Source organism: Paenibacillus sp. PsM32 (assembly GCF_030433815.1).
Lineage (GTDB): Bacteria > Bacillota > Bacilli > Paenibacillales > Paenibacillaceae > Saccharibacillus > Saccharibacillus kyungheensis.
The window spans coordinates 20510-42568 of sequence record NZ_JARUWY010000014.1 but is presented as its reverse complement, the minus strand read 5'-3'; the positions used below and the strand labels follow the sequence as shown (position 1 = coordinate 42568).

Sequence of the window (22059 nt, the reverse complement as noted above, 5' to 3'; positions counted from 1 at the left end):
AACTATCCGTACAAGACAATTACTGTCTTTCTAGGGCGATAATCTCACTTGCAATTTGTGCAGCACGTAAAAAATCACCTGATTTTTCAACGCGTAGCATTTCTTCTCTTTTTTGCTCTAATTGTTTCTGTTGTGGAAACTTTTTGATCTGTTGAATACAGTCTTGCAAAACCTGCGTACTGTCACCATGAGGTGTATCCATCATCAGGATTGAAGTCGCTGTTTTTTCTAACCGATCATCCTGAAGCGACGAAATAAATCGGCTTACATCGGGTGGCTTACCTTGTGCATAATAAGCATAAATATAGGAAGCAATCGCAGCATGATCAGCAATATTAAAAGCATCTCCCAAATGTTCTGATACATAAGTTGCTGCTTCAGCATCTTGTAGCATCATCGCAATCAGACGACGCTCTGCCGCATGATAAGCCGGTAACAGAGTAGGCGTGCCCTGAGCTTTTCTTGAGTTACCGCCTGTAGAACTACGATTTCCATTTTGTCCTTGCGGACGAGTCCTATTCAGGGTTTGGCGCATTAAGTTACAATCTTGCTTAAGACTTTCAAGCGATACGCCTACCTCGGTAGATAACTCTCTAAGGTATACTTCTCGCTCTGTCGGTGAAGAAAGCTGAGCAATCACTTTTAATGCTTCTTGAGCATAGGACGCTTTGCCATCTTCTTCTAACAAGTTGTAATTTCGTTTTACATAAATAAGCCTGAATTTGGTTGTCGACACCGCTCCATCAATCACTTGGCTTGCAAAACGTTCCGCCCCATATGTTTTGATATACTCATCTGGATCAAGCCCATTTTGCAATAAAGCGATCTTGACGCGCATGCCTGCTTCTTCCAAAATAGGAATACTTTTGAGTGCTGCTGCTTGCCCGGCATTATCACCGTCATAGCAAATCACTACTTCTTCTGTGAGTGTTCTCATCAACGAAGCATGATTTTCAGTAAGCGCTGTGCCCATTGTCGCTACACTATGTTGTACCCCCGCATCCCATGATGCAATCACATCACCGAAACCTTCCATCAATACCAGTTGCCCTTGCTTGCGAATAGCTGACTTGGCAAGATTGAGATTATAGAGAGTTCGACTTTTGTTAAATAAACGACTCTCCGGTGAATTGAGATACTTGGGTTGCCCTTCTCCCAAGATTCTACCTGCAAATGCAATAATCCTGCCACTGCGGTTCATAATTGGAAACATGACTCGCCCGCGAAACCGATCTACATATCCAGAGCCATCTTGTTTGGAAGAAAGCAACCCGCCTTTTTCCATTTCTTTGAGATCAAAAGAGCGCTTTTCAAAAAATTGAACTAGCGTATCCCAACGATCAGGCGCATAGCCAATTTGAAATTGATCAATCAGCTTATCCCCGAATCCACGGGCACGTAAATATTCCATTGCTGGTTTGCCATGTTCCGTATTTTTCAAAAGGTAATGAAACAACTTCGCTGTCCATTCATGAGCTTGTAATAAACGCTCAAGTTCTTGATCACGAGGAGCCACGCCACCGCCTTTACCATCCTGGAAAGGAATATGTGACTCTTCTGCCATCAACTTCACAGCTTCTGGAAATGAAAGCCCGTCAATTTCCATTCTGAACTTGATTGCATTGCCACCTGCGCCACAACCATAACAATAAAAGATCTGTCGATCAGGTGTCACTGTAAACGAAGGCGTCTTTTCGGAATGAAATGGACAGAGGCCTTTCATATATTTCCCCTGTTTGGTCAAATGAACATATTTGCCTACCGTATCAACAATGTCATTGTGCTGAAGTACAGCTTCAATAACCTCGTCAGGAATACCACCATTATGTCCGGTGCTCATTGCTACCACCTTCATCTCTTTTCACACGATACATAATATTCGATAACTAGGAGTCGATCTCCTGCAAATTTGTTAAAAGTTTTGTTAATTGCATCTGAAAATTTTTCTTATCTTCTGTTGTTAAAGGCTTAGGACCCTTACCATACTTACCACTACGACGTGCTTTGGCTTGTGCATGACGACGTGCTAACAGAAATTCTATATTGTCTTTATCAAATTCCATTCCGCGAAAAGAAAGGATACGACATTGCTTGGCAAGTGCAATCGTCGCCAAACCATAATCTTGCGTAATCACAATATCTCCTGGACGTACATGATTCACAATATAGAGATCAGCACTCTGATCACTACGATCCACTTGCACCACAGATACGCCTTCTTCGGCATATATCTTATGATCAAAGGAAGACACCATCAATACAGGTGTATGAAACATTCGTGCAGTCTCAGCAATTTCTGCTTTGACAGGACAAGCATCTCCATCCACCACTATCGTACGCGGGTGGAATGGCTTGTTACTTTCCAATGTCCATCCCCCCTCTCATTGGGACTTCATGTGGAGCATACGTTCGTTTATAAAAGTAGAAAATACGGAACGACAAGACATAAATGCCGTCGTTCCGTATAGCTGTATTTAGTCGTTCATTTAAAGTTATATCCAGAGTGCACGTTGTCTTTCTTTTATTTAACCAGCTTCGAGAAGTCTGCATAACTACGAATATCTTGATCTACTGCTGCTAATAAAGCAAGACGATTTTCTCGTACTGCTTCATCTTCAGCCATAACCATCACCTGATCAAAAAAGGCAGTGATTGCTGGACGTAAAGAAGATAATAACGCTAATGCTTCTGCTGTACGATTCGCTGTTAGCAGTGTACGATACTCTGTTGTTGCAGCTTGCCATGAAGCGTATAATTCACGTTCTGCTGGCTCTACAAACAATGCAGGTTGTACAGCAACACCAGAAGATTTAGCTGCAAGATTAGATACACGTCCAAAAGACTCGATCGTCAACTTGAAGTCTGGCGTATGTTGAACTACTTTCATTAAATCATGACCACGAGCAACAACAGAACCAATATGATTAAATCCTGATGCGATCACTGCATCAACCACATCATAACGAAGATCTTCAGACAACAGTTTTTTTACACGAAGTCCGAAGAAGTCATATAGTTCTATACGTATTATATCGCAAGAACGTTTCATATTCCTTAAATTTTGATGAATATTTAACGCAATATCAAATAATTGCTCTAAAGTTAGTGATAATTGGTGCTCAAGTAAGATTTGCACGATTCCTGCTGCTTGACGACGAAGTGCATATGGATCTTGTGAACCGGTAGGAATAATACCGATCGAGAAACAACCTACAATCGTATCTAGCTTATCGGCAATACTGACAAGTGCTCCGGTTAATGATGCTGGAGAAGCTTCGCCTGCAAAACGTGGTTGATAATGTTCAAAGATCGCGCGCGATACTTCTTCACTTTCCCCAGCTTTGCGTGCATAATCTTCACCCATAACCCCTTGCAATTCAGGGAATTCATAGACCATTTGAGTAACCAGATCGAATTTACAAATATCTGCTGCCCGGCTAACCGCTGTTGCTTGCTCAGGCGTCACATGAAGTTGTAGCGCTAATTGATCTGCAATTTGACGAATGCGACGTACTTTATCGCCTACTGTTCCGATCTCTTCATGGAACACAATATTTTCTAACTTGGCAAGTGCTGTATCGATCTGTAACTTCTGATCTTCTTCATAAAAGAATTTAGCATCAGATAGACGAGCACGTAGTACTTTTTCATTTCCTTTAGCGATAATGTCTAGAGAGCGATTATCACCACTACGTACAGTCACAAAATAAGGCAACAATTGACCTGCTTCATCCAGCACAGGGAAATAACGTTGGTGTTCACGCATCGAAGTAATCAATACCTCTTGCGGAATATTCAAAAATGCAGGATCAAATGATCCGTACAATACAGTTGGTGTTTCTACAAGGAAAAGAACTTCTTCTAGCAAATCTTCTTTGACATCGATATGCCAATTTTTTTCACTGGCTAAATGAGCGATCTGTGCACTGATCATCGCTTCACGTTCTTCGATATCAGCAATAACATGTTGCTGGCGAAGAGCTTCCAAGTATAACGTCGGCTCAGTAATTTCAGTCTCGCTACCTAAGAAACGGTGACCACGTGTGATGCGTCCTGTGTGTACACCTGTAATTTCAAAGTCAATGATATCATGTCCCCATAGTGCAACGATCCATTTAATCGGACGTACAAATTTGAAATCATGAGTACCCCAACGCATATTTTTAGGGAAAGTCATCGTTGTAATAATATTGCGTAACGCTTCAGCTACAATACTTTCTGTGCTAATACCGATACTGCTTTTTTGAGCATAAATATATTCAACACCACTTAATTCACGGAATGTGAATGTTTCGGGATCTACGCCTTGACTACGTGCAAATCCAAGTGCTGCTTTACTCCAAGCGCCTGTCTCATCTTGAGCAATTTTGCGAGAAGGGCCTTTCACTTCTTCGTTGATATCTTCTTGCTTTTCAGCGACATCTTTGATCCAGACAGCAAGGCGACGCGGTGTTGCAAATGCTTTGGCTTCTCCATGAGTCAATCTGGAATCGTCCAACCATTTTACTGTTTTATCCAACAACTGATTCATCGCTGCACGTAAAAAGCGTGCCGGTACTTCTTCTAGTCCAATCTCAAGCAATATGTCTTTTGCCATGATTATGCATCTCCTTTCTTCAACATCGGGAAGCCTAACTTCTCACGCTCTTCTAGATACGTCGCTGCGACTTGACGTGCCAGGTTACGAACACGAGTCAGATATCCAGTACGTTCAGTTACACTGATCGCTCCGCGAGCATCTAATAAGTTGAATGTATGTGAACATTTCAATACATAATCATAAGCAGGGAATACCAAATTCTGATCCATCGCACGCTTCGCTTCTTGCTCATACGTACTGAACAGATTAAGCAACATCGCTACATCTGAAACTTCAAACGTATACGTAGAATGTTCTACTTCAGGTTGATGGAATACATCACCATACGTAATGCCATTTACCCATTCAAGATCAAATACATTTTCTTTATCTTGAATATACGAAGCCAGACGTTCCATACCATAAGTGATTTCGACAGCAACTGGATTTGTTTCAATACCACCAACTTGTTGGAAATACGTAAATTGAGTAATTTCCATACCATCTAGCCATACTTCCCAACCTAGACCTGCACAGCCTAGTGATGGATTTTCCCAGTTATCTTCTACAAAACGGATATCATGGTCTAACGGATTGATGCCTAATTCTTTGAGACTATCCAGATACAATTCTTGAATATTATCCGGTGAAGGCTTGATAATCACTTGGAATTGATGATGCTGGTATAAACGGTTAGGATTCTCACCGTACCGACCATCTGAAGGACGACGGGAAGGTTCTACATACGCTACATTCCACGGCTCAGGTCCGATTGAACGTAGGAATGTCATCGGATTCATTGTTCCTGCACCTTTTTCAGTATCATAAGGCTGTACAATAATACAGTTCTGGGCTGCCCAGAAATTTTGCAGTGTCAAAATCATTTGCTGGAAATTCATTGACATTACTCCTTTATCTTCATAGTTAATTAATCGTTCCGCTGAATATGTATAATCTGCATCGCACGCAAAAAACTCCCGTTCCTACGCCTGATGTACAGACATAGGGACGAGAGTTGTATTCCCGCGGTTCCACCCTATTTGAAGACATTTGCATGTCATCCACTTTTCTATTCAGCTCATATGCTCGCGGATGCCATTGGGCACATGCTCGTCATCAGGCTCACACCATCCCTGACTCGCTATCTAAAGACGATTATCATCTGCTTACTAATCCGGTCAACGCATCATGCGTGTCGATAAGACACAAGTTATAACCTAGATCATATCTGACTTTACCCTATTCGTCAACATGGTTTTGAAGTGAAGTTTCATACTTATCCAATTGATCCAGAAAGCGACGAGATTTTAATTTGAGCCCTAATTGGACTTCCATAAAAGCATCCATAATCTTTTTCAATTCTGCTTTGGTTGAATCTTTGACATCAATATTGCCTAGACGACGAATATCTAATCTTGAAAATAAACGCAGTAATTTGAGTGTTCCTGGCGAGATAGCAAACGCAGCTGGATCTTGACGACGTTCACGCTCTGACAGTATACCGCCCAAGCCCGGACTTAGAAAAAACTTGCCTTCTGTTTCGCCTGAAAAAATACAAGCATCCACTTGAGGTGCATACCCAGTCGCTTGCAAAATTTTCATTTCAAACAGAGTCGTTAGCACAACAGGATCTCTACCTTCCCCTAGAAAAGAAAGAAATGCTTTGAGCTGATCAAACCAAAAACGTCCTGTTTCATTTTCTTGCAGTGCTTTGTCGACCATCTCACATCCATATGCCGCATAAGCTGCTAAAAATACATCTTCACGTAACTTATGATTGGATTCGATAATCTCACCTTGATTCAGAGTACCCAGACCTGTTCCATTGCGAATAAAGGAATATTCACCATACGTAAACGGTTGTATCATTGCACCATGACGGCTTTTGGGCTTTTTGGCTCCCCGTACAAAAATACCAATCTTGCCATGTGTCTCTGTACACAAAGTAACAATTTTATTCCCTTCGCCATAATCCATGCTGCGGATGATAATCCCTTCCACCCTGTATAGCATGTCTCATCTCCCTATCTGATTATGAATATATTCCACTCCAAATTTAAAAGAAGCAGAGCATTAATTTCTATGCTCTGCTATCGTTGATCTGAATTACTGTTATCTTTATTTATTAAACATATTTACTTGCTTATTAAGCATTACGATGGAAACCAAGATCTTTCAATACGCTATCTTGATTACGCCAATCTTTTTTCACTTTTACCCATAGTTCTAAGAAAATCTTCGAACCAAGCAAATTCTGAATATCCATACGTGCTTGTCTACCAACTTCTTTCAATAATGCTCCCTGTTTACCGATAACGATTCCTTTTTGAGAATCACGTTCGACAAAGATCACTGCTGAAATATTTACTACACCGTTAGGTTCTACACTCATCGCTTCAATCGTTACAGCAATAGAGTGAGGAATTTCTTCGCGTGTTTGATTTAGAATTTTCTCACGAATCAATTCAGCACATACAAATTGCTCTGGATGATCTGTGATTTGATCGTCTGGATAGTATTGTGGTCCTTCTGGTAAATACTTACCAATTTGCTCCATCAATGTGTCTACGTTATTGCCGAGCTTAGCAGAGATCGGAATAATTTCAGCAAATTCATGCAGTTTGCGATATTGGTCTATAATCGGCAACAACTGCTCTGGAACGACCTGATCAATTTTGTTGATTACTAGAAAAACAGGTGTTTTTACTTTTTTGAGATGCTCAATAATAAAGCGATCTCCGCCACCTAATCCTTCTGCTGCATCCACTAGAAAAAGAACAGCTTCGACTTCACTTAATGTGTTCAATGCCGTCTGGTTCATAAAGTCACCTAATTTAGACTGACGCTTATGCACCCCTGGTGTATCCAAAAATACGATTTGCTTATCGTCTCTTGTAAATACGCCATGAATCTTGTTACGTGTAGTCTGTGGTTTGTCAGACATAATCGCTATCTTTTGTCCAATAACCTGATTCATTAACGTGGATTTCCCTACATTTGGTCTGCCGACAATCGCAACAAAACCTGATTTAAAATTCTTTTTCGACATATCATTCTCCGTTCCAAGAGTTACCATTCTGTATAACTCCTGTTCATATTTGTCATGCTGTTGGTCATACAAGTCTGTGTATATAAAGTTCTCAACGATTCCGCTTATTTATTTTAAATTCCACGGTCCAAACGCATGTGGCAACAACTCGGAAATAGTGGTCATCCGCGTATCGCCCTTCATATTTCCCAGCAATATCGGCATATCAGGATGACACAATTCTACCATCACCTGACGGCACACACCACAAGGAGCAATCGGTTCATCGGTATCTCCAACTACAGCCATCATTTGAAAAGAACCAGGTTGTTGTCCTTGAGCAATCGCACTGAACATTGCTGTACGTTCTGCACAATTACAAGGAGTATACCCTGCATTTTCAATATTACAACCGTGATGCACTTGTCCATTACGATCAAGCAATGCTGCACCGACAGCAAAGTTAGAGTAAGGTACATATGCTTTAGCGCGAGCAAGAATAGCTTCTTGTAATAATTGTGACGATTCCATTGTAATCCCCCTGAACATGTATCGTATTGATCGTTTCCATACACTGCCTATTCTTATATATTACACGATTTAGACGGTTACGCCCACTAATCTACACCGCATTCTATTATTCTTTGTGTAAAAAACGATAAAATCCCCTCCTGACTCTCCCATTCAAGTCATTAGAGGGGATTTTAGTGCTTTGTATAATCGTTCACTTTATAAACCACAATACAATCGGTTCTGCAAACACGATGATACCAATAACAATGGCAACAATAGATGAAATAAGAACGGCTCCTGCGGCGGCGTCTTTTGCTTTTTTGGCAAAAGGATGCCAATCAGGAGAGCTTAGGTCTACAGCAGCTTCAACACCGGTATTCATCAATTCCGCTCCGAGCACCATACCTATCGCTAGCGTTAGCAGCATCCAATCTACAGCAGATACATGACAGATGATTCCGGCGATAATGATAATACATGTAATCAATACATGAATACGAAAATTACGTTCTGTCCGAAAAGTGTCTGCAATTCCTTCTGCCGCAGAAAAAAATACGGCTCTCCACGTTCTTTTTTTCATCAGCGTGTCAATCCCGCTTGTTGTAATACCGCTTCTTGTTTACCCATCATTTCTGCTTCGGTCTCATCATCTTGATGATCATAACCTAATAAATGCAGAAATCCATGGACAAACAAAAAACCAAGTTCTCGTTCCACCGAATGCCCGTAATCTTCGCTCTGAGCAATCGCACGTGGAACCGAAATAATAATATCGCCTAGCATATCGCCTGGAAGTGGTGTGTCTTGTCCAGTCAATGCAGGATCATAGACAATATCTAATTCATCATCAAGCGATTCATGCATGGCAAAAGATAACACATCTGTTGGACGATCGATACCACGATACTCTTTGTTCAGCTCATGAATCGCTTCATCATCCACAAAAGTAAGAGCAACTTCACCATCATTCACTTGTTCTTGTTCTCCTGCTTTTTGCAGAATCAGTTCAAGTGTAGTGATTAGCTCATCTGTAATCTCATATTTATTTTGTTCATTTTCCCATGCAAGCTGTAAACTCATGCTTTATTCTCCTTCTGATCCGGCTTCTTGATGTCTTCCGGATATTCAATACGAGAGTGGAATATACCCATGACCGCTTCTTTAAGCGTTCTGGCAACCACATCTAGTTCTTTCATCGTTAGATCACATTCATTGAATTGATTATCATCGACACGACCTTTGATAATTTTCTCAATCATCGTCTCGACTTGCTCTACTGTAGGCTTGCTAAGTGAACGTACAGCGGCTTCTACACTATCTGCAATACCCACCACAGCAGCTTCTTTCGTCTGAGCTTTGGGCCCTGGATAACGGAAATCATTTTCGGTGAAATCAGGTTCGATCTCTTGCTCTTCCGCTAGCTTCAAAGCTTTGTGATAAAAGTAATGCAAAAACGTTGTTCCATGATGCTGTTCTGCAATATCACGAATCGGTTTGGGCAATTTATATTCTTTTTGCATTTCTACGCCATCACGAGCATGTGCAATAATAATTGATTTACTTAACTTAGGATCTATACTATCATGCGGATTGCCAATATTGTTCTGATTTTCGATAAAATACCCAGGACGCTTGGTCTTTCCAATATCATGATAATACGAACCTACCCGACATAACAATCCATCTGCACCAATCGCTTCAGCGGCGGCTTCAGACAGATTACCTACCATTACGCTATGGTGATAAGTTCCGGGGGTCTCAATTAATAATTTACGCAATAATGGATGGTTAGGATTCGATAATTCTACCAATTTGAGAGCAGACAAAATTCCAAATGTTGTCTCAAAAAATGGCATTAATCCAAGTACCAGTACAGTGGTAATTAGTCCCCCAATACAAGCAAAACCAACAGCGTACATCATCGACATACGTGTCCATTCTCCATCATTGAGCAGTACTAAAGTTAACACTGCAATCGCCCCAAAAAAACAACTCATAATTCCAGCTTTGAGAATAGTCGAGCGCTGACTGGCACGATGAATACATTGAATCGCTGTAAACGAAACAACCAGTGTGAAAAAGCCAAACTGATAATCAAATAATTCATGTTGACTCATATTCAAAATAATACTTGCCAAAATACTCATAATAATCGATGAAATATAAGCAAGCTGAATATCAAGCAACAATGTAATCAGCATCACCACAATCGCTGCTGGTACAAGGAATCCAAAGTACGGTGAATTACCAATCTGCAAAATACGCACCAGATGGAGACAGATCACACCGATAACGAAAATAACAATCAACATCAACAATTGCGAATTGTTATAACTTCTACCTTGATGAATAGACTGACGCAGATACATGTACAGCCCTAAAGTGATCAAAAAGGCAAATAGCACTAATCCCAGTTGAGGCCAATAATTTACATCGTTTTTGAGCAGATCATTTTCATCCAATAAAGTATACATTTCCTGCGTGATCTTCTCACCTTTTGGAACAAGTACTTCACCTTGCTGAATATAAACTGTTGGTGTGTTCTCACGAGCTTCTACTTTCGCCGCTCGGGTCGCTTCTTCATCGTAGAACTTATTAGCGGTTAAGGTAGCTCGAACAAGCTCCTGTACCACCTCACGAGCTGTACGGCTATTCAGTGAGCTTGTACTAACCAATTCAGCTACTTTGGCACGTGCAGACTGTGCATCTGTAATCTGATCGCTCATTAACCGAGACATAATCGATGTTGCCACTTGACGCATATCTTGTATTTCATCTGTAGATAAACGTGGAATTTTGAGAAACGTTTCTTCAGGAATACTGTACGTTTGCTCACCGATCGTTTTTTGCATTTCATCTAACATTTTGTCTGAATATTTTCCTGCTTCACGGTTATTGCGAATAAAGTTAGCGATAGAGTTTTGCGCACGTTGCGGAATTTCTTCGCTATAAATCTGTGCTTTATCTGCATTGGTAATCTGATCATCTTGATTCAGAGACTCAATTCGATCTAACATTTGCGAAATAACCGTTTCTCTACGCATAGATACAATCGCGTATACGGATTCTACTTGTTCAGCAGCAGCTTCTTGCGCTTGGAGCGTAGATTTGTTATTCGGAATCTGCATCGGAGCGATAATATCACTATCGCTAACCGTACCGACCTGAATATCAAAACGCTGTGGAAGCAGGTTAGGCGCCAGACTAACGTAAAGCACTACAAATAGCAGTACAAACATAGCGTAACGTGTCATCCGGCTATTTTTCCAACCCGCTATCATAGAATCAAGTAAATTACGTGTAGACGGTTTTTTGGAAGTCATACATACAGCCCTCTCACTTCTGAATATTCAAAATGTGCGGTTTCTGTTTTCTCCGCTGACCGCCGACTACTCCAGATTTTCTGAAGCTTTATCATAAGCGACAATAATTTTTTGTACTAATGAATGACGAACTACATCTTGTTGTTGAAAAATCACAAATCCAATTTCTTTGATTCCATCCAAAATCATTCGAGCTTCTACCAACCCTGACTTTTTACCACGTGGTAAATCGATCTGGGTCACGTCGCCTGTAATAACCATTTTGGAACCAAATCCTAAACGAGTTAAAAACATTTTCATTTGTTCTGCTGTACTATTTTGCGCTTCATCTAGAATAATAAAAGCATCATCCAATGTACGTCCACGCATATAAGCAAGCGGAGCGATTTCAATCAAGCCACGCTCTAATGCTTTGGCGGTCTGTTCTGGCCCCATAACGTCGTAAAGAGCATCATATAACGGGCGCAAATATGGATCGACTTTCTCCTGCAAATCACCTGGTAAAAAACCTAAGCTTTCGCCTGCTTCAACAGCTGGACGAGTCAAAATAATTCGTTTGACTTTGCCCTCTTTGAGCGCAGCCACAGCGAGTACAACTGCTAAATACGTTTTACCTGTACCTGCGGGGCCAATCCCAAAAACAATATCTAATTTTTTGATCGTAGATACATAGTGCTTCTGACCGATCGTTTTGACACGAATCGGTTTACCACGATACGTCTGAGTAATTTCACCTTTATATAAGTCAAGCAGTTGGTCTGCTCTGAGCTCTTTGGCAAGTTCTATTGCATACAAAATATCACGCTCTGTAAGTACATATCCTTTACGAACCAGTTCTAATAATACTTCAAAAAGCTGAGTCATTTGCTCTACTGCTTGTGCAGGACCATGAATCGAAATCTCTGCTTCACGGCTACCAATTTTGGCTTCCGTATCGCGTTCAATTAATTTTAAGAAGCTGTCCTGTGGTCCGAACAGGGACAATCCTTCTTCTGCATTTAGCAGGGGAATTCTGGTGCTTTGCGTTTGCTCTAACAAATAGCCTCAATCTCCTCATTTATAAAATAATATAAAACTGCTTTTGTGCACGTATACTACAAAACTTGGGTACAATCTCTTTACCCTAAACTTTACCATTGTATGGTTTGTCATGCAAAATTTTTTGCACATTATTTATCATTACCATACATCAATCAAAATAGAAACAAAATCACTACAGATTAAAAAGAAACCGATCTCCACTATAGAGATCGGTTAATAGCTAACTATTTTTTGTCTACTGCATATTTGCGATGATTAAAAGGACGTTTGGCACGAGGCTCGCCTAGAATTTCTGCCCAAATCACGCCTTTGCGAAGCTCTTCAGAGCCGATAGCATTTTTAGAAGTAGTCTCTGAATCCAATTCTTCGATTCTTACTCTACTGCCTGCATTCAAATGCATCGAACGGGCTTGAATATCTCTGTGCATTTCATCAAGACGTTTTTCTACTTCACTTTGATTGGAAATGGCTTTTTGCGGTATATAAGGCTCTGGTGAAGATAAAGTTGATCTAGTCGCTGAATCTTCATAGCCGGATGCATTCTCCGATGTATCTAACTCATCATAGCGTTGCCCTGCTTCATGATATCGACGCTGTACATCATCTAATGATTCCGGTTCAGCCGAGGTGCGCTCAGGTTCATTAAACCATTTTCTTTTGGTATCACCATTTCCGCCAAACGTTGGCATACCTGAAGGTTGCCCGCCTGACTTCTTTTTAGCTGAACGCGTTCTGACAAAAGAAAAGATAGCAAACGCAATAATGGCGACAAAATATAAATTACCCATAAGGAATTCAAACATTAATTATCGCACACCTTTATTTATTTGACTTATTATCCGGGCTACTGCCAGAATCTTCTGATTTACCGATTGAACCTCTCATTTGAGTGTCTGCTTCGATATTTTTGAAATTCATATAATCCATAACTCCAAGTTGACCTTGACGAAGAGCTTCTGCCATAGCCAGTGGTACATCGGATTCGGATTGAACTACACGTGCTCTCATCTCAACAACGCGCGCTTTCATCTCTTGTTCTTGAGCGACAGCCATCGCGCGTCTTTCTTCTGCTTTGGCTTGAGCGATACGTTTGTCTGCTTCTGCTTGTTCTGTCTGTAGCATAGCACCGATATTTTTACCTACATCGACATCCGCAATATCGATCGATAGAATTTCAAAAGCGGTTCCTGCATCCAGACCTTTTTGCAATACCGTACGAGAGATCATATCTGGATTCTCTAGTACTTGTTTGTGAGAATCACTAGAACCTACGGTAGTAACAATACCTTCACCTACACGAGCAATGATCGTCTCTTCACCTGCACCACCGACCAAGCGGTCGATATTCGCACGTACGGTTACACGAGCTTTAACTTTAACTTCGATACCGTTACGTGCCATAGCAGCAACGACAGGCGTTTCAATTACTTTAGGGTTAACACTCATTTGTACAGCTTGTAATACATCACGACCTGCAAGGTCAATCGCTGCTGCACGTTCAAATTCCAACGGAATCTCTGCACGTTGCGCCGCAATCAGTGCATTTACAACACGGTCTACATTACCACCTGCAAGATAATGACTTTCCAATTGGTTCATATCAAGTCCAAGACCTGCTTTGTGCGCTTTGATCTGTGGATTCACAATACGTGAAGGGGTTACACGACGTAGACGCATCGCTACAAGCGTAATAATACTTACACGTACACCGGAAGCTACTGCTGAGATCCAGAGCATAACCGGGAAGAAACTGAAAAACACACTTAAAATAATAATAGCGACCACAACGATAAAGAGTATACTCAATACGCTTGTACTCATTATTCACATCACACTCCAATTTTTATAGTTCAACCTGCTTACTTATTGCCTGTTCGATCGGATTCATTTGAAAATGTACTGCTAAATATGTAAACGAACATGACCCCTTTTGTCTACATATGTGAATATGAATCCATAATGAAGACGAAGCAATATCATTTGTACGTTATCAAGGTATGAATAATTTACAGAGGTAGTCATCCATACCTGACTTTATCCAACGTTATTCATTCTACTGGTATCCATTATTCTTTGATCAGATGAGCATCTAAAGAAGAAGGTTCTTCTACAATTTCTTCCACAATAATACGACTGCCATCGACTTGTTTCACTCGAATCGGACGATCATTTGCAATAAAATTCCCCTGTGTCACTACGTCAATTCGTTCGCCTTCGATCATAACCGTACCTGATGGACGAAGAGGTGTTACACTGGTTCCTTCTTTGCCTAAAAATTGTTCTCTGGTTAAGCGAGACATAAAGCTTTGTTCTGAAGACAATTGTTCTTTGAGAATAAATCGATTCCAAACGCCTCGTTCTTTGAGCAAAATAGCGATCAGTGTTACGACTACAGCAGCCGAAGCAAATGCGATACCTAGAGATAATAAAGCATCGCTTGTATCATATGCGGCTTTCACTACACCTGTTATCAGACTGGCTGAACCCAAAATACCCAATATCCCAAAGCTTGGAATAAACAACTCGAGTACCAGTAAAATAAGTCCTCCTAAAAAGAGTAACCATGTCGTTGAACCTGAAAATCCAGCGGCATAACTACCGAAGAAGTACAATGCAAATGCGACAATTCCAACAATACCCGGTATACCGAATCCAGGTATAATAATCTCTATTGCGATTCCAGCGATCCCGATAAACAATAACAGTGTTGTTACGATCGGGTTAGTTAGCACACGTGCGATATTTTCGCCTGCGCTTGGTTGTACTTGGACGATGTCTTCTGGTGAATGTCCCAACTCAGCTACAACAGCATTGGTAGAAGCCAAAATATCGTCTGCAAATCCTACTTTCAACGCTTCATTACTGGAAAGAGAAATAATCTGACCTTTTTCTTTGGTCTTGTTAATCTCTGGCATTGGGACTACCATATTCACATCTGTCATCCCATCTGCGATATCTGCATTCCGATTATGAAGCTGAGCAGCAGCTCTCATTTCACTTTTCCAATAAGCGACCTGCTTGGGATTATCAATCGGGTTGCCTTGACCATCAACGATAGCAGCTGCACCAATGGTACTTCCAGGTTGCATAAAAATCTTATCTGCATTTAAGGCAATATAACTACCTGCTGATGCGGCTTTGTCTTGTACAAAAACAGCTACAGGAACATCACTATTACGTACCATCGCTCCAATATCACCCGCGGCTTGTAGTTCTCCACCGGGCGTATTCATTTCCAACACGATCCACGATGCTTTCGCTTGCTTCGCTTCTTCAAATCCTCGCGCCAAAAACTTTTGTAATCCGCTTTCAATTTGACGATCAATTGGAATCACGTAGACTGAACCATCATTATTACTGGTGGCTGGTGCAGATGCGGCTTGCGTAGTTTGCGGATAAATTCCTGCTACAACCAACATCGCCATAAGTGAGCCCAACAATAACAGAGTCAATCGACGCTTGATACGAACCATTTGGTCAAGCGATTGATTCATACGATCTTAGCCCCTTTCCGTTCAGATGTGTTTGTTTAATATCACAGCATAATATTAAACAATATACATATAAGCATAGTAAAAGGTAGTCTATACGTAATACGCATTTATAATGGTTACGTTTCAATTATATTCCTTTCTCCGAAAAAAAGTATAGAAAAAAGCACCTCATCTTATAAAAAATGAGGTGCTTTCACATATGTTTATTGCAGAAATTGTTGAACCGTTTGATTCACAACTTTTCCGTCTGCGCGACCTTTTACTTTAGGCATCAGGGCGCTCATCAGTTTTCCCATATCGGCTTTTGAAGAAGCACCGGTTTCCTGGATGGTCTGCTTTACAAGAACTTTAATTTCTTCTTCAGACAGCTGTGTGGGAAGGTACTCGGAAATAATCTCAATCTCCGCTTTAAGGTTGCTTGTCAGGTCATCACGACCTGCTTTTTCAAATTCTTGGAGGGCATCTTTGCGCTGTTTGATCTCACGACTAAGAATATCAAGCACTTCATTGTCGTCCAAGTCTCTTTTCAAATCTATTTCGAGATTTTTAATCGTTGAACGAACCATGCGTATGGTAGACAATTTGAATTTCGCCTTGTCTCTCATTGCTTGCTTCATATCTTCGTTTAATCGTTCGCTAAGATTCATGACGGGTAAATCCTCCTAAAACTTTCTTTTACGAGCAGCCTCAGATTTTTTCTTACGCTTAACGCTCGGCTTTTCATAATGTTTGCGTTTTTTCACCTCAGCCAGAACGCCATCTTTAGCGATGGAGCGTTTGAAGCGACGAAGTGCTGCATCAATTGTTTCGTTTTTGCGAACTTTCGTTTCAGACACTAGTTTTCCCTCCCTCCGACCAGACCGTCCAAGAACAATAACACGGTTTATCAACTTTCATTATAGGTGAAAGTTGAATGAAGTGTCAATATGATTGGCTAGTTTTGCCTGCAATTTTTTAATGTTCTATTATATACCCGTTTTATAGAGTATTGGAACATCTTTTTTTATTATTCTTTTACACGCTATTTTCGCTTATGCGTGAGAGTTGGAAATGCCTGTTAAAGCACCTAGATTCGCTCCACCTAACAAATGATAATGCAGATGTTGTACTGCTTGTCCGCTATCCGGGCCACAGTTGTTGATTAGACGATATCCACTTGCATTTACACCTAGCTCTTTTGCTAACTCTATGGCTACTCCATGGATATGACCGATGACCTGTAAATCTTCTTGAGTCACTTCATTCATCGAATCGATATGCTTTTTGGGAATAAGCAATACATGCACAGGAGCAGCAGGTGTAATATCGTGAAATGCTAATATCTGCTCATCCTCATATACTTTTTTAGATGGAATCGTTCCTGCTACTATTTTGCAAAATAAACAATCTTCTTTGACGATCATAATAAGACTCCCTTCGCTAACCTTTTTGGTGTATCTTGCTTCCACGTACGTGTATGACTATCTAAATACTTTACATACGTTCTAACATCACTTTAGAACCACTACCTGCTTGTTCCGCAGGGACAATAACTAATTTACGAGGCAATCTCATTCGTAATTCAGGAACATGACTGATGATCCCAACAGAAAGTTGATCATTATGAAGTTTTTCCAGTGAAGTCACTACTGTATCCAAAAGTTCGGGATCAAGTGTACCAAATCCTTCATCTAAGAAAAAGAACTGAAGAGGATACTGTCCACGTAATTGAATCTGAGCCGATAAAGCTAATGCTAATGATAACGAAGTTAAAAATGTTTCTCCACCTGACAATGAAGACACCGGGCGACGAATTCCCCCATTACCATTATCACAGATCACAAATCCTCCACCAGAATCCACTTCTAAAGAATACCGTTGCTTGGTCAAAAAGCGTAATCGCTCTGAAGCGGCTAGACTGACCTGCATTAATTGTTCTTCTGCAATGTATTCAACAAACGCATTACCACGCATACTAGCTTGTAATTTGGATAAATGCTTGGCTTCTTGTGCTAAGGTAACTCGTTGATTTTCTAACTCACGCCAGCGTACATGACGTTGTTCAAGGTCTTCACGATCACGAGTTGCTTTGGCACGTTGCTCTAAGGCGGCCTCATCGGCTTGCCGAGCTGCTGTATATTGTTGCTGAATCTGTGCCCACTCTTCTTCACTCACACTTTGTCCATTTAATTTATGCTCTACTTCGCGCAAATGTACAGAAAGTTCATGCTGTTGTTCCCGATGAGATTGAATCTGCTGTCGATCCGCTTGAATCTGCTCTTCGGTCATTCGCGATTGGCTGACACTTTGTTCATTATCAAACGGAGAAGCTTGCAATGCTTGTTGCCACTTTTCAGCATGTTGATTGACTTGTTCTTGTAATGATTGTAGCGATTGCACAGCCAATTCTACTTGATGTGTAGCTGTCTGCTGATGTTGTAGTGTTGTGCGCCACAAGTCTGTCGTCTGCTCTGCTTGCTGGCGTAATTGTTGATGTTGCTGTTGCGTGTCTGTTAATAACTGCTCAGCCGATTGATCTCCTATCCACTCGGTCAGGCGATTTTTCTTTTCTTGTAAAAGCTGTTGATTCCCTTCTTGACGAGTCTGATCTTGAATACGCTGTTTGTCCAGTGTGTTGATATGGTCATGACCATTTTTGATAGCTTGCTCTCGCTCTTCGATATACGGAACGCTTTTTTCTAATCCTTCACGAATCTTCTCAGCTTGTTCATCCATCTGCGCTAGAGCGGCAAATCGCTCACGTGCTGATTGTTCTGTTAAATGTGGTAAGTTCTGTTGCCACTGTTGTAATAATTGCTCTAACGACTGCGTAGCGGCTTGTAAACGAGTATGGGACTGCTCCACCAGTCGTCCAGATGATTGTTGCTCAGATTGAGCAGTTAATCGACGGCCTGACCATTCTCGTTCATCTTGTCGCCATTGGCGTAATTGTTGTTGTAATGCTCTTGTTTGTTGCTCTAAATGCTGATTTTGAGCTTGCAAATTAGCAAATTGTGCCTGTAGCTCTATTTCAGACAAAACAGAGGCTTGATCGTTTGGAACAGATACCGACTCTGCATTATCTAACTGCCAATCCCATTCTTGCATATTGCTATCTAACTCAATTTGACGACCACGTACCTGTTGCTGTTGCATTTGAAGATGTTGCTTTATTTGTTTTAAAGTCTGAGTCTGTTGATCGATATTCTCAGATCCCTGTATGGTAGAAACTGATTCATCTGCTGAAGTAGAAATATGATTGCTGATATGAGCAGGTTGTGGATGATGAATAGATCCGCAGACAGAGCAAGGTTCTCCTTCTTGCAGTTCTGCCGCTAACATCATTGCTAATCGATGCGATTCTGCTTCTCTGGCTTGTTGTGCATGTTGTTCTTCCAGTTGTTCAACCGATTGTTCTGTTATTTGTAGATCATTTGCTAATTGCTGATGATCTTGATATAACGCAAAAATCTGTTGCTGTAATTGCTGTTCCTGCACCGATCGTTGTGCTTCTTGCTCGGTGATCTGTTGCCATGCTTGATTGGCTTGTTGGGCAGCCTGATGATATCCATCATATTCTGTCTGTTGTTCTTGTAGACGAGTTCTTGCTGTATCTAGAGCAGACAACTGTTGTTGAGCTTCTTGCAACTCACGTCGATCCTGACTGCGCACTTCACAAGCTTTTAACTGTTTATTCAATTCTTCTTGACGTTGTCTTGCTTTGTCTAACAACATCTGTTCACGCTGTACTTGATAGGATGCTTCTTCCAGTTGTTTTTGTGTAGCTTCCAATTGATTCTGAATCTGCTGTTGATCTTGTTCTAAAGCAGCACATTCTTTTTGCAATTGTAAAGCTTGTTGAAGTTGCTCTATCCGCTTTAACAATGAAGGCTCTTGCTCTGTTAATTGTTGCTTCGCCTGCTGTTCATGCTCGGCAGCGACCGAGACAGCCCGATCGGCTTGCTCTAATTGTTGTTGCAGAACAGTTACACGTTGTTGTTCTTGGATGGCTTTGGTCTCATGGGTACGCCATGTATCTAATAACGGTAATAAATTCTGAGCAGATATTGCTTGTTCAATCTGCTGTTCTTTACTAACAATATCTGCTTCATGTTGTTGTAGTTGATCTAATCGTTGTTGTAATCGCGCTTGTTCTTGCTGATATTCTCTAATCTTGCCCCATTGTTCTGTGCGAGCAGTCATATCTGCCAGTTCTTGACGACGTTGTTCTGCTTCTTGAATAGCCGTTTCTAACCGTTCTATCGCTGTCTGTAGCGCTTCGGCTGATGCTTCGCCTAGCCCTGTCTGTTCAGCGTACAATTTGCCCAGTACGTTGTCTGTTTCTTTGACACGTTGACTAAGCTTTTGCATTAAGCGATCGCCATACCGTTCCAGATGAAAAAGACGCTGTAACATCTGTCTGCGATCACTGCCTTTGAGTGATAAAAATTCAGCAAATTTACCTTGTGGTAGGACAACGGCACGTGTAAAATCATCCATTTTAAGCCCGATATAATCTTCTACACAACGAGTAACATCTGCTAATTTGTCTGCGACTACGACATCACCATCTTCACGCATTTCAATAAATCGGCTCATAGCGTTACTAACAGTGTGATCTCCTGTACGTTTGAATCGTCGCTCTACTCGATATCGCTGTGCACCTTCAGCAGATAATAATTCAAATGAAAAAGACACAAATAATGAATCCTCAGAGTGATTCATAATGCCCTGCGTACCGTTGTAAGCTCGTTCTACTTTCCCGTATAACGCAAGTGTAATCGCATCTAATACTGTCGATTTCCCGCTACCTGTAGGTCCAAAAATACCGAATAACCCTGTTTCACATAGTGCTTCAAAATCGATTTCTTGTTGCTCACGATAACTTTGTAAACCGGATAATTTGAGTGTGATTGGCTTCATGATGGCTGTTCCTCTCCGACTTCGTCTTCATCGATCAATTCCAAAAACAACTCCACTAATCGATCTTCAGGTGTTGCTCCACCTGTCTGACGTTCATAAAATTTACGGAACAATTCATGCACAGGCAATTGAGCGCGTTCAGCAAAAGACTGCTGTGCTTCTGTCTCAGGATACACAGGTCGAATATTCACAATACCGCTGTAGGCTTTGCGAATCGATTGAATATCCGACATTGATAATGCTTCTAATAGTGAAATTTCTAAATCGATAAAAGCATTACGATCTCTACCTTCTTCTAACCATTGATGAACTTCAGTCAGACCACCTTTGGCTTTCCAGCGCACTAGAGGACGACCACAAGTTAAAAAGATTTCTTCGATCTGTGGAACCCCTCCAGGTGCTACATCTAGCATCGTGACCGATTTGGCTTGCCCTGCTTCAGAAAAGCTATACGCTAGCGGAGAACCACTATAGCGGATAATCCCTTCTCCTTTCACAGCTTGAGCGCGGTGTAGATGACCTAATGCTGTATATTGAGCGCCTGTGTAGAGCGCAGACGGATCTACTGTATAAGCGCCCCCTACTTGAATAGGGCGTTCAGAGTCTGATTCTACGCCGCCTAGCGCATAGATATGACTCATAGCTAAATTAACGGTGTCCGATCGGAAATCAGTCGCTAACTGTCTCATTAACATGCCTACCCGTTCACTATATGCACGACGAATCAGATCTTCATCATTTTCTATTGTTAATAGTTCATTCAGTCTAGCTTCAGATGGATAGGGCAATGCGGCTATAATCGCTGTTTCTGATGTTCTAGGGACAGGAATCGTTAATGCACTTGCAGCAGGCGTCCCCAGTAAATAAATCCCTCTTCCTTTGACTAAAGGAGTGGCTGAAGCTATTCGATCAGGTTGATCATGATTCCCTGCAATCACTGCAAGCGGACGACCGTTCGCAGTCAATCTTGCAGCAGCTTCATAAAATAATTGTTCTGCCGCAGCAGGTGGATTAACAGAATCATATACGTCGCCTGCCATCAGAATCAGATCTGCTTGTTGATCATCTGCAATCTGAACCAGTTCATCGACAAAAGCGATTTGTTCTTCAAGGCGACTTCTGCCTTCTAACGTACGACCAAAATGCCAGTCTGCTGTATGTAAAATACGCATAGTTTTC

At 41.2% G+C, this 22059-nt stretch carries 19 protein-coding genes; all 19 read right to left on the bottom strand.

Annotated features, from left to right (window positions below; genetic code table 11):
• Positions 1-19 precede the first annotated feature (19 nt).
• The 19 genes from dnaG to QCD85_RS20430 all read right to left on the bottom strand — a co-directional run bounded on the left by dnaG (position 20) and on the right by QCD85_RS20430 (position 22052).
• Positions 20-1840, bottom strand: coding sequence for a DNA primase (gene dnaG / locus QCD85_RS20520; RefSeq protein WP_273613107.1), 1821 nt, complete (start codon positions 1838-1840; stop codon positions 20-22).
• Between the two features lie 46 nt (positions 1841-1886).
• Positions 1887-2366: a YaiI/YqxD family protein gene (locus QCD85_RS20515; protein ID WP_273613108.1), complete on the bottom strand. Its 480-nt coding sequence runs from the start codon at positions 2364-2366 to the stop codon at positions 1887-1889.
• Positions 2367-2521: 155 nt separating this feature from the next.
• Complete coding sequence (glyS, locus tag QCD85_RS20510) at positions 2522-4597, bottom strand: glycine--tRNA ligase subunit beta (protein ID WP_301263733.1); 2076 nt, start codon at positions 4595-4597, stop codon at positions 2522-2524.
• A 2-nt stretch (positions 4598-4599) separates the two neighbouring features.
• Positions 4600-5478: a glycine--tRNA ligase subunit alpha gene (gene glyQ / locus QCD85_RS20505; RefSeq protein ID WP_069329826.1), complete on the bottom strand. Its 879-nt coding sequence runs from the start codon at positions 5476-5478 to the stop codon at positions 4600-4602.
• A gap of 340 nt (positions 5479-5818) precedes the next feature.
• Positions 5819-6592 (bottom strand): DNA repair protein RecO, encoded by a 774-nt coding sequence (recO, locus tag QCD85_RS20500; protein WP_273613110.1) that lies wholly within the window; start codon positions 6590-6592, stop codon positions 5819-5821.
• A gap of 133 nt (positions 6593-6725) precedes the next feature.
• Positions 6726-7628 carry a GTPase Era gene (era, locus tag QCD85_RS20495; protein ID WP_204823240.1) on the bottom strand — a complete coding sequence of 301 codons (903 nt, stop codon included), beginning with the start codon at positions 7626-7628 and terminating at the stop codon, positions 6726-6728.
• Positions 7629-7736: 108 nt separating this feature from the next.
• Positions 7737-8138: a cytidine deaminase gene (cdd, locus tag QCD85_RS20490; RefSeq protein ID WP_273613111.1), complete on the bottom strand. Its 402-nt coding sequence runs from the start codon at positions 8136-8138 to the stop codon at positions 7737-7739.
• Positions 8139-8331: 193 nt separating this feature from the next.
• The gene (locus QCD85_RS20485) at positions 8332-8700 is read right to left on the bottom strand and encodes a diacylglycerol kinase family protein (protein ID WP_301263732.1); all 369 of its coding nucleotides are present in this window, start codon (positions 8698-8700) and stop codon (positions 8332-8334) included.
• Positions 8700-9200 carry an rRNA maturation RNase YbeY gene (ybeY, locus tag QCD85_RS20480; protein ID WP_204823237.1) on the bottom strand — a complete coding sequence of 167 codons (501 nt, stop codon included), beginning with the start codon at positions 9198-9200 and terminating at the stop codon, positions 8700-8702. Before ybeY ends, QCD85_RS20485 begins: the two co-directional genes overlap by 1 nt.
• Complete coding sequence (locus QCD85_RS20475) at positions 9197-11443, bottom strand: HD family phosphohydrolase (protein WP_273613113.1); 2247 nt, start codon at positions 11441-11443, stop codon at positions 9197-9199. Before QCD85_RS20475 ends, ybeY begins: the two co-directional genes overlap by 4 nt.
• A gap of 66 nt (positions 11444-11509) precedes the next feature.
• Positions 11510-12481 (bottom strand): PhoH family protein, encoded by a 972-nt coding sequence (locus QCD85_RS20470; RefSeq protein ID WP_301263731.1) that lies wholly within the window; start codon positions 12479-12481, stop codon positions 11510-11512.
• A 227-nt stretch (positions 12482-12708) separates the two neighbouring features.
• Positions 12709-13287 (bottom strand): hypothetical protein, encoded by a 579-nt coding sequence (locus QCD85_RS20465; RefSeq protein ID WP_301263730.1) that lies wholly within the window; start codon positions 13285-13287, stop codon positions 12709-12711.
• Positions 13288-13303: 16 nt separating this feature from the next.
• Complete coding sequence (gene floA, locus QCD85_RS20460; protein ID WP_204823233.1) at positions 13304-14305, bottom strand: flotillin-like protein FloA; 1002 nt, start codon at positions 14303-14305, stop codon at positions 13304-13306.
• Positions 14306-14550: 245 nt separating this feature from the next.
• Positions 14551-15978 (bottom strand): NfeD family protein, encoded by a 1428-nt coding sequence (locus QCD85_RS20455; protein WP_301263729.1) that lies wholly within the window; start codon positions 15976-15978, stop codon positions 14551-14553.
• Positions 15979-16181: 203 nt separating this feature from the next.
• Positions 16182-16625, bottom strand: a complete 444-nt coding sequence (locus QCD85_RS20450) for a GatB/YqeY domain-containing protein (RefSeq protein ID WP_274172236.1) — start codon at positions 16623-16625, stop codon at positions 16182-16184.
• A 15-nt stretch (positions 16626-16640) separates the two neighbouring features.
• Positions 16641-16814 carry a 30S ribosomal protein S21 gene (gene rpsU / locus QCD85_RS20445; RefSeq protein ID WP_005547957.1) on the bottom strand — a complete coding sequence of 58 codons (174 nt, stop codon included), beginning with the start codon at positions 16812-16814 and terminating at the stop codon, positions 16641-16643.
• A 195-nt stretch (positions 16815-17009) separates the two neighbouring features.
• On the bottom strand, positions 17010-17381 hold the full coding sequence (locus tag QCD85_RS20440; RefSeq protein WP_301263728.1) for a histidine triad nucleotide-binding protein: 372 nt from the start codon (positions 17379-17381) through the stop codon (positions 17010-17012).
• 70 nt (positions 17382-17451) lie between these two features.
• Positions 17452-20880 (bottom strand): AAA family ATPase, encoded by a 3429-nt coding sequence (locus tag QCD85_RS20435; RefSeq protein WP_301263727.1) that lies wholly within the window; start codon positions 20878-20880, stop codon positions 17452-17454.
• A complete protein-coding gene (locus tag QCD85_RS20430) occupies positions 20877-22052 on the bottom strand; it encodes an exonuclease SbcCD subunit D (RefSeq protein ID WP_301263726.1) in 1176 nt (391 codons plus the stop codon). Before QCD85_RS20430 ends, QCD85_RS20435 begins: the two co-directional genes overlap by 4 nt.
• Positions 22053-22059: the final 7 nt, after the last annotated feature.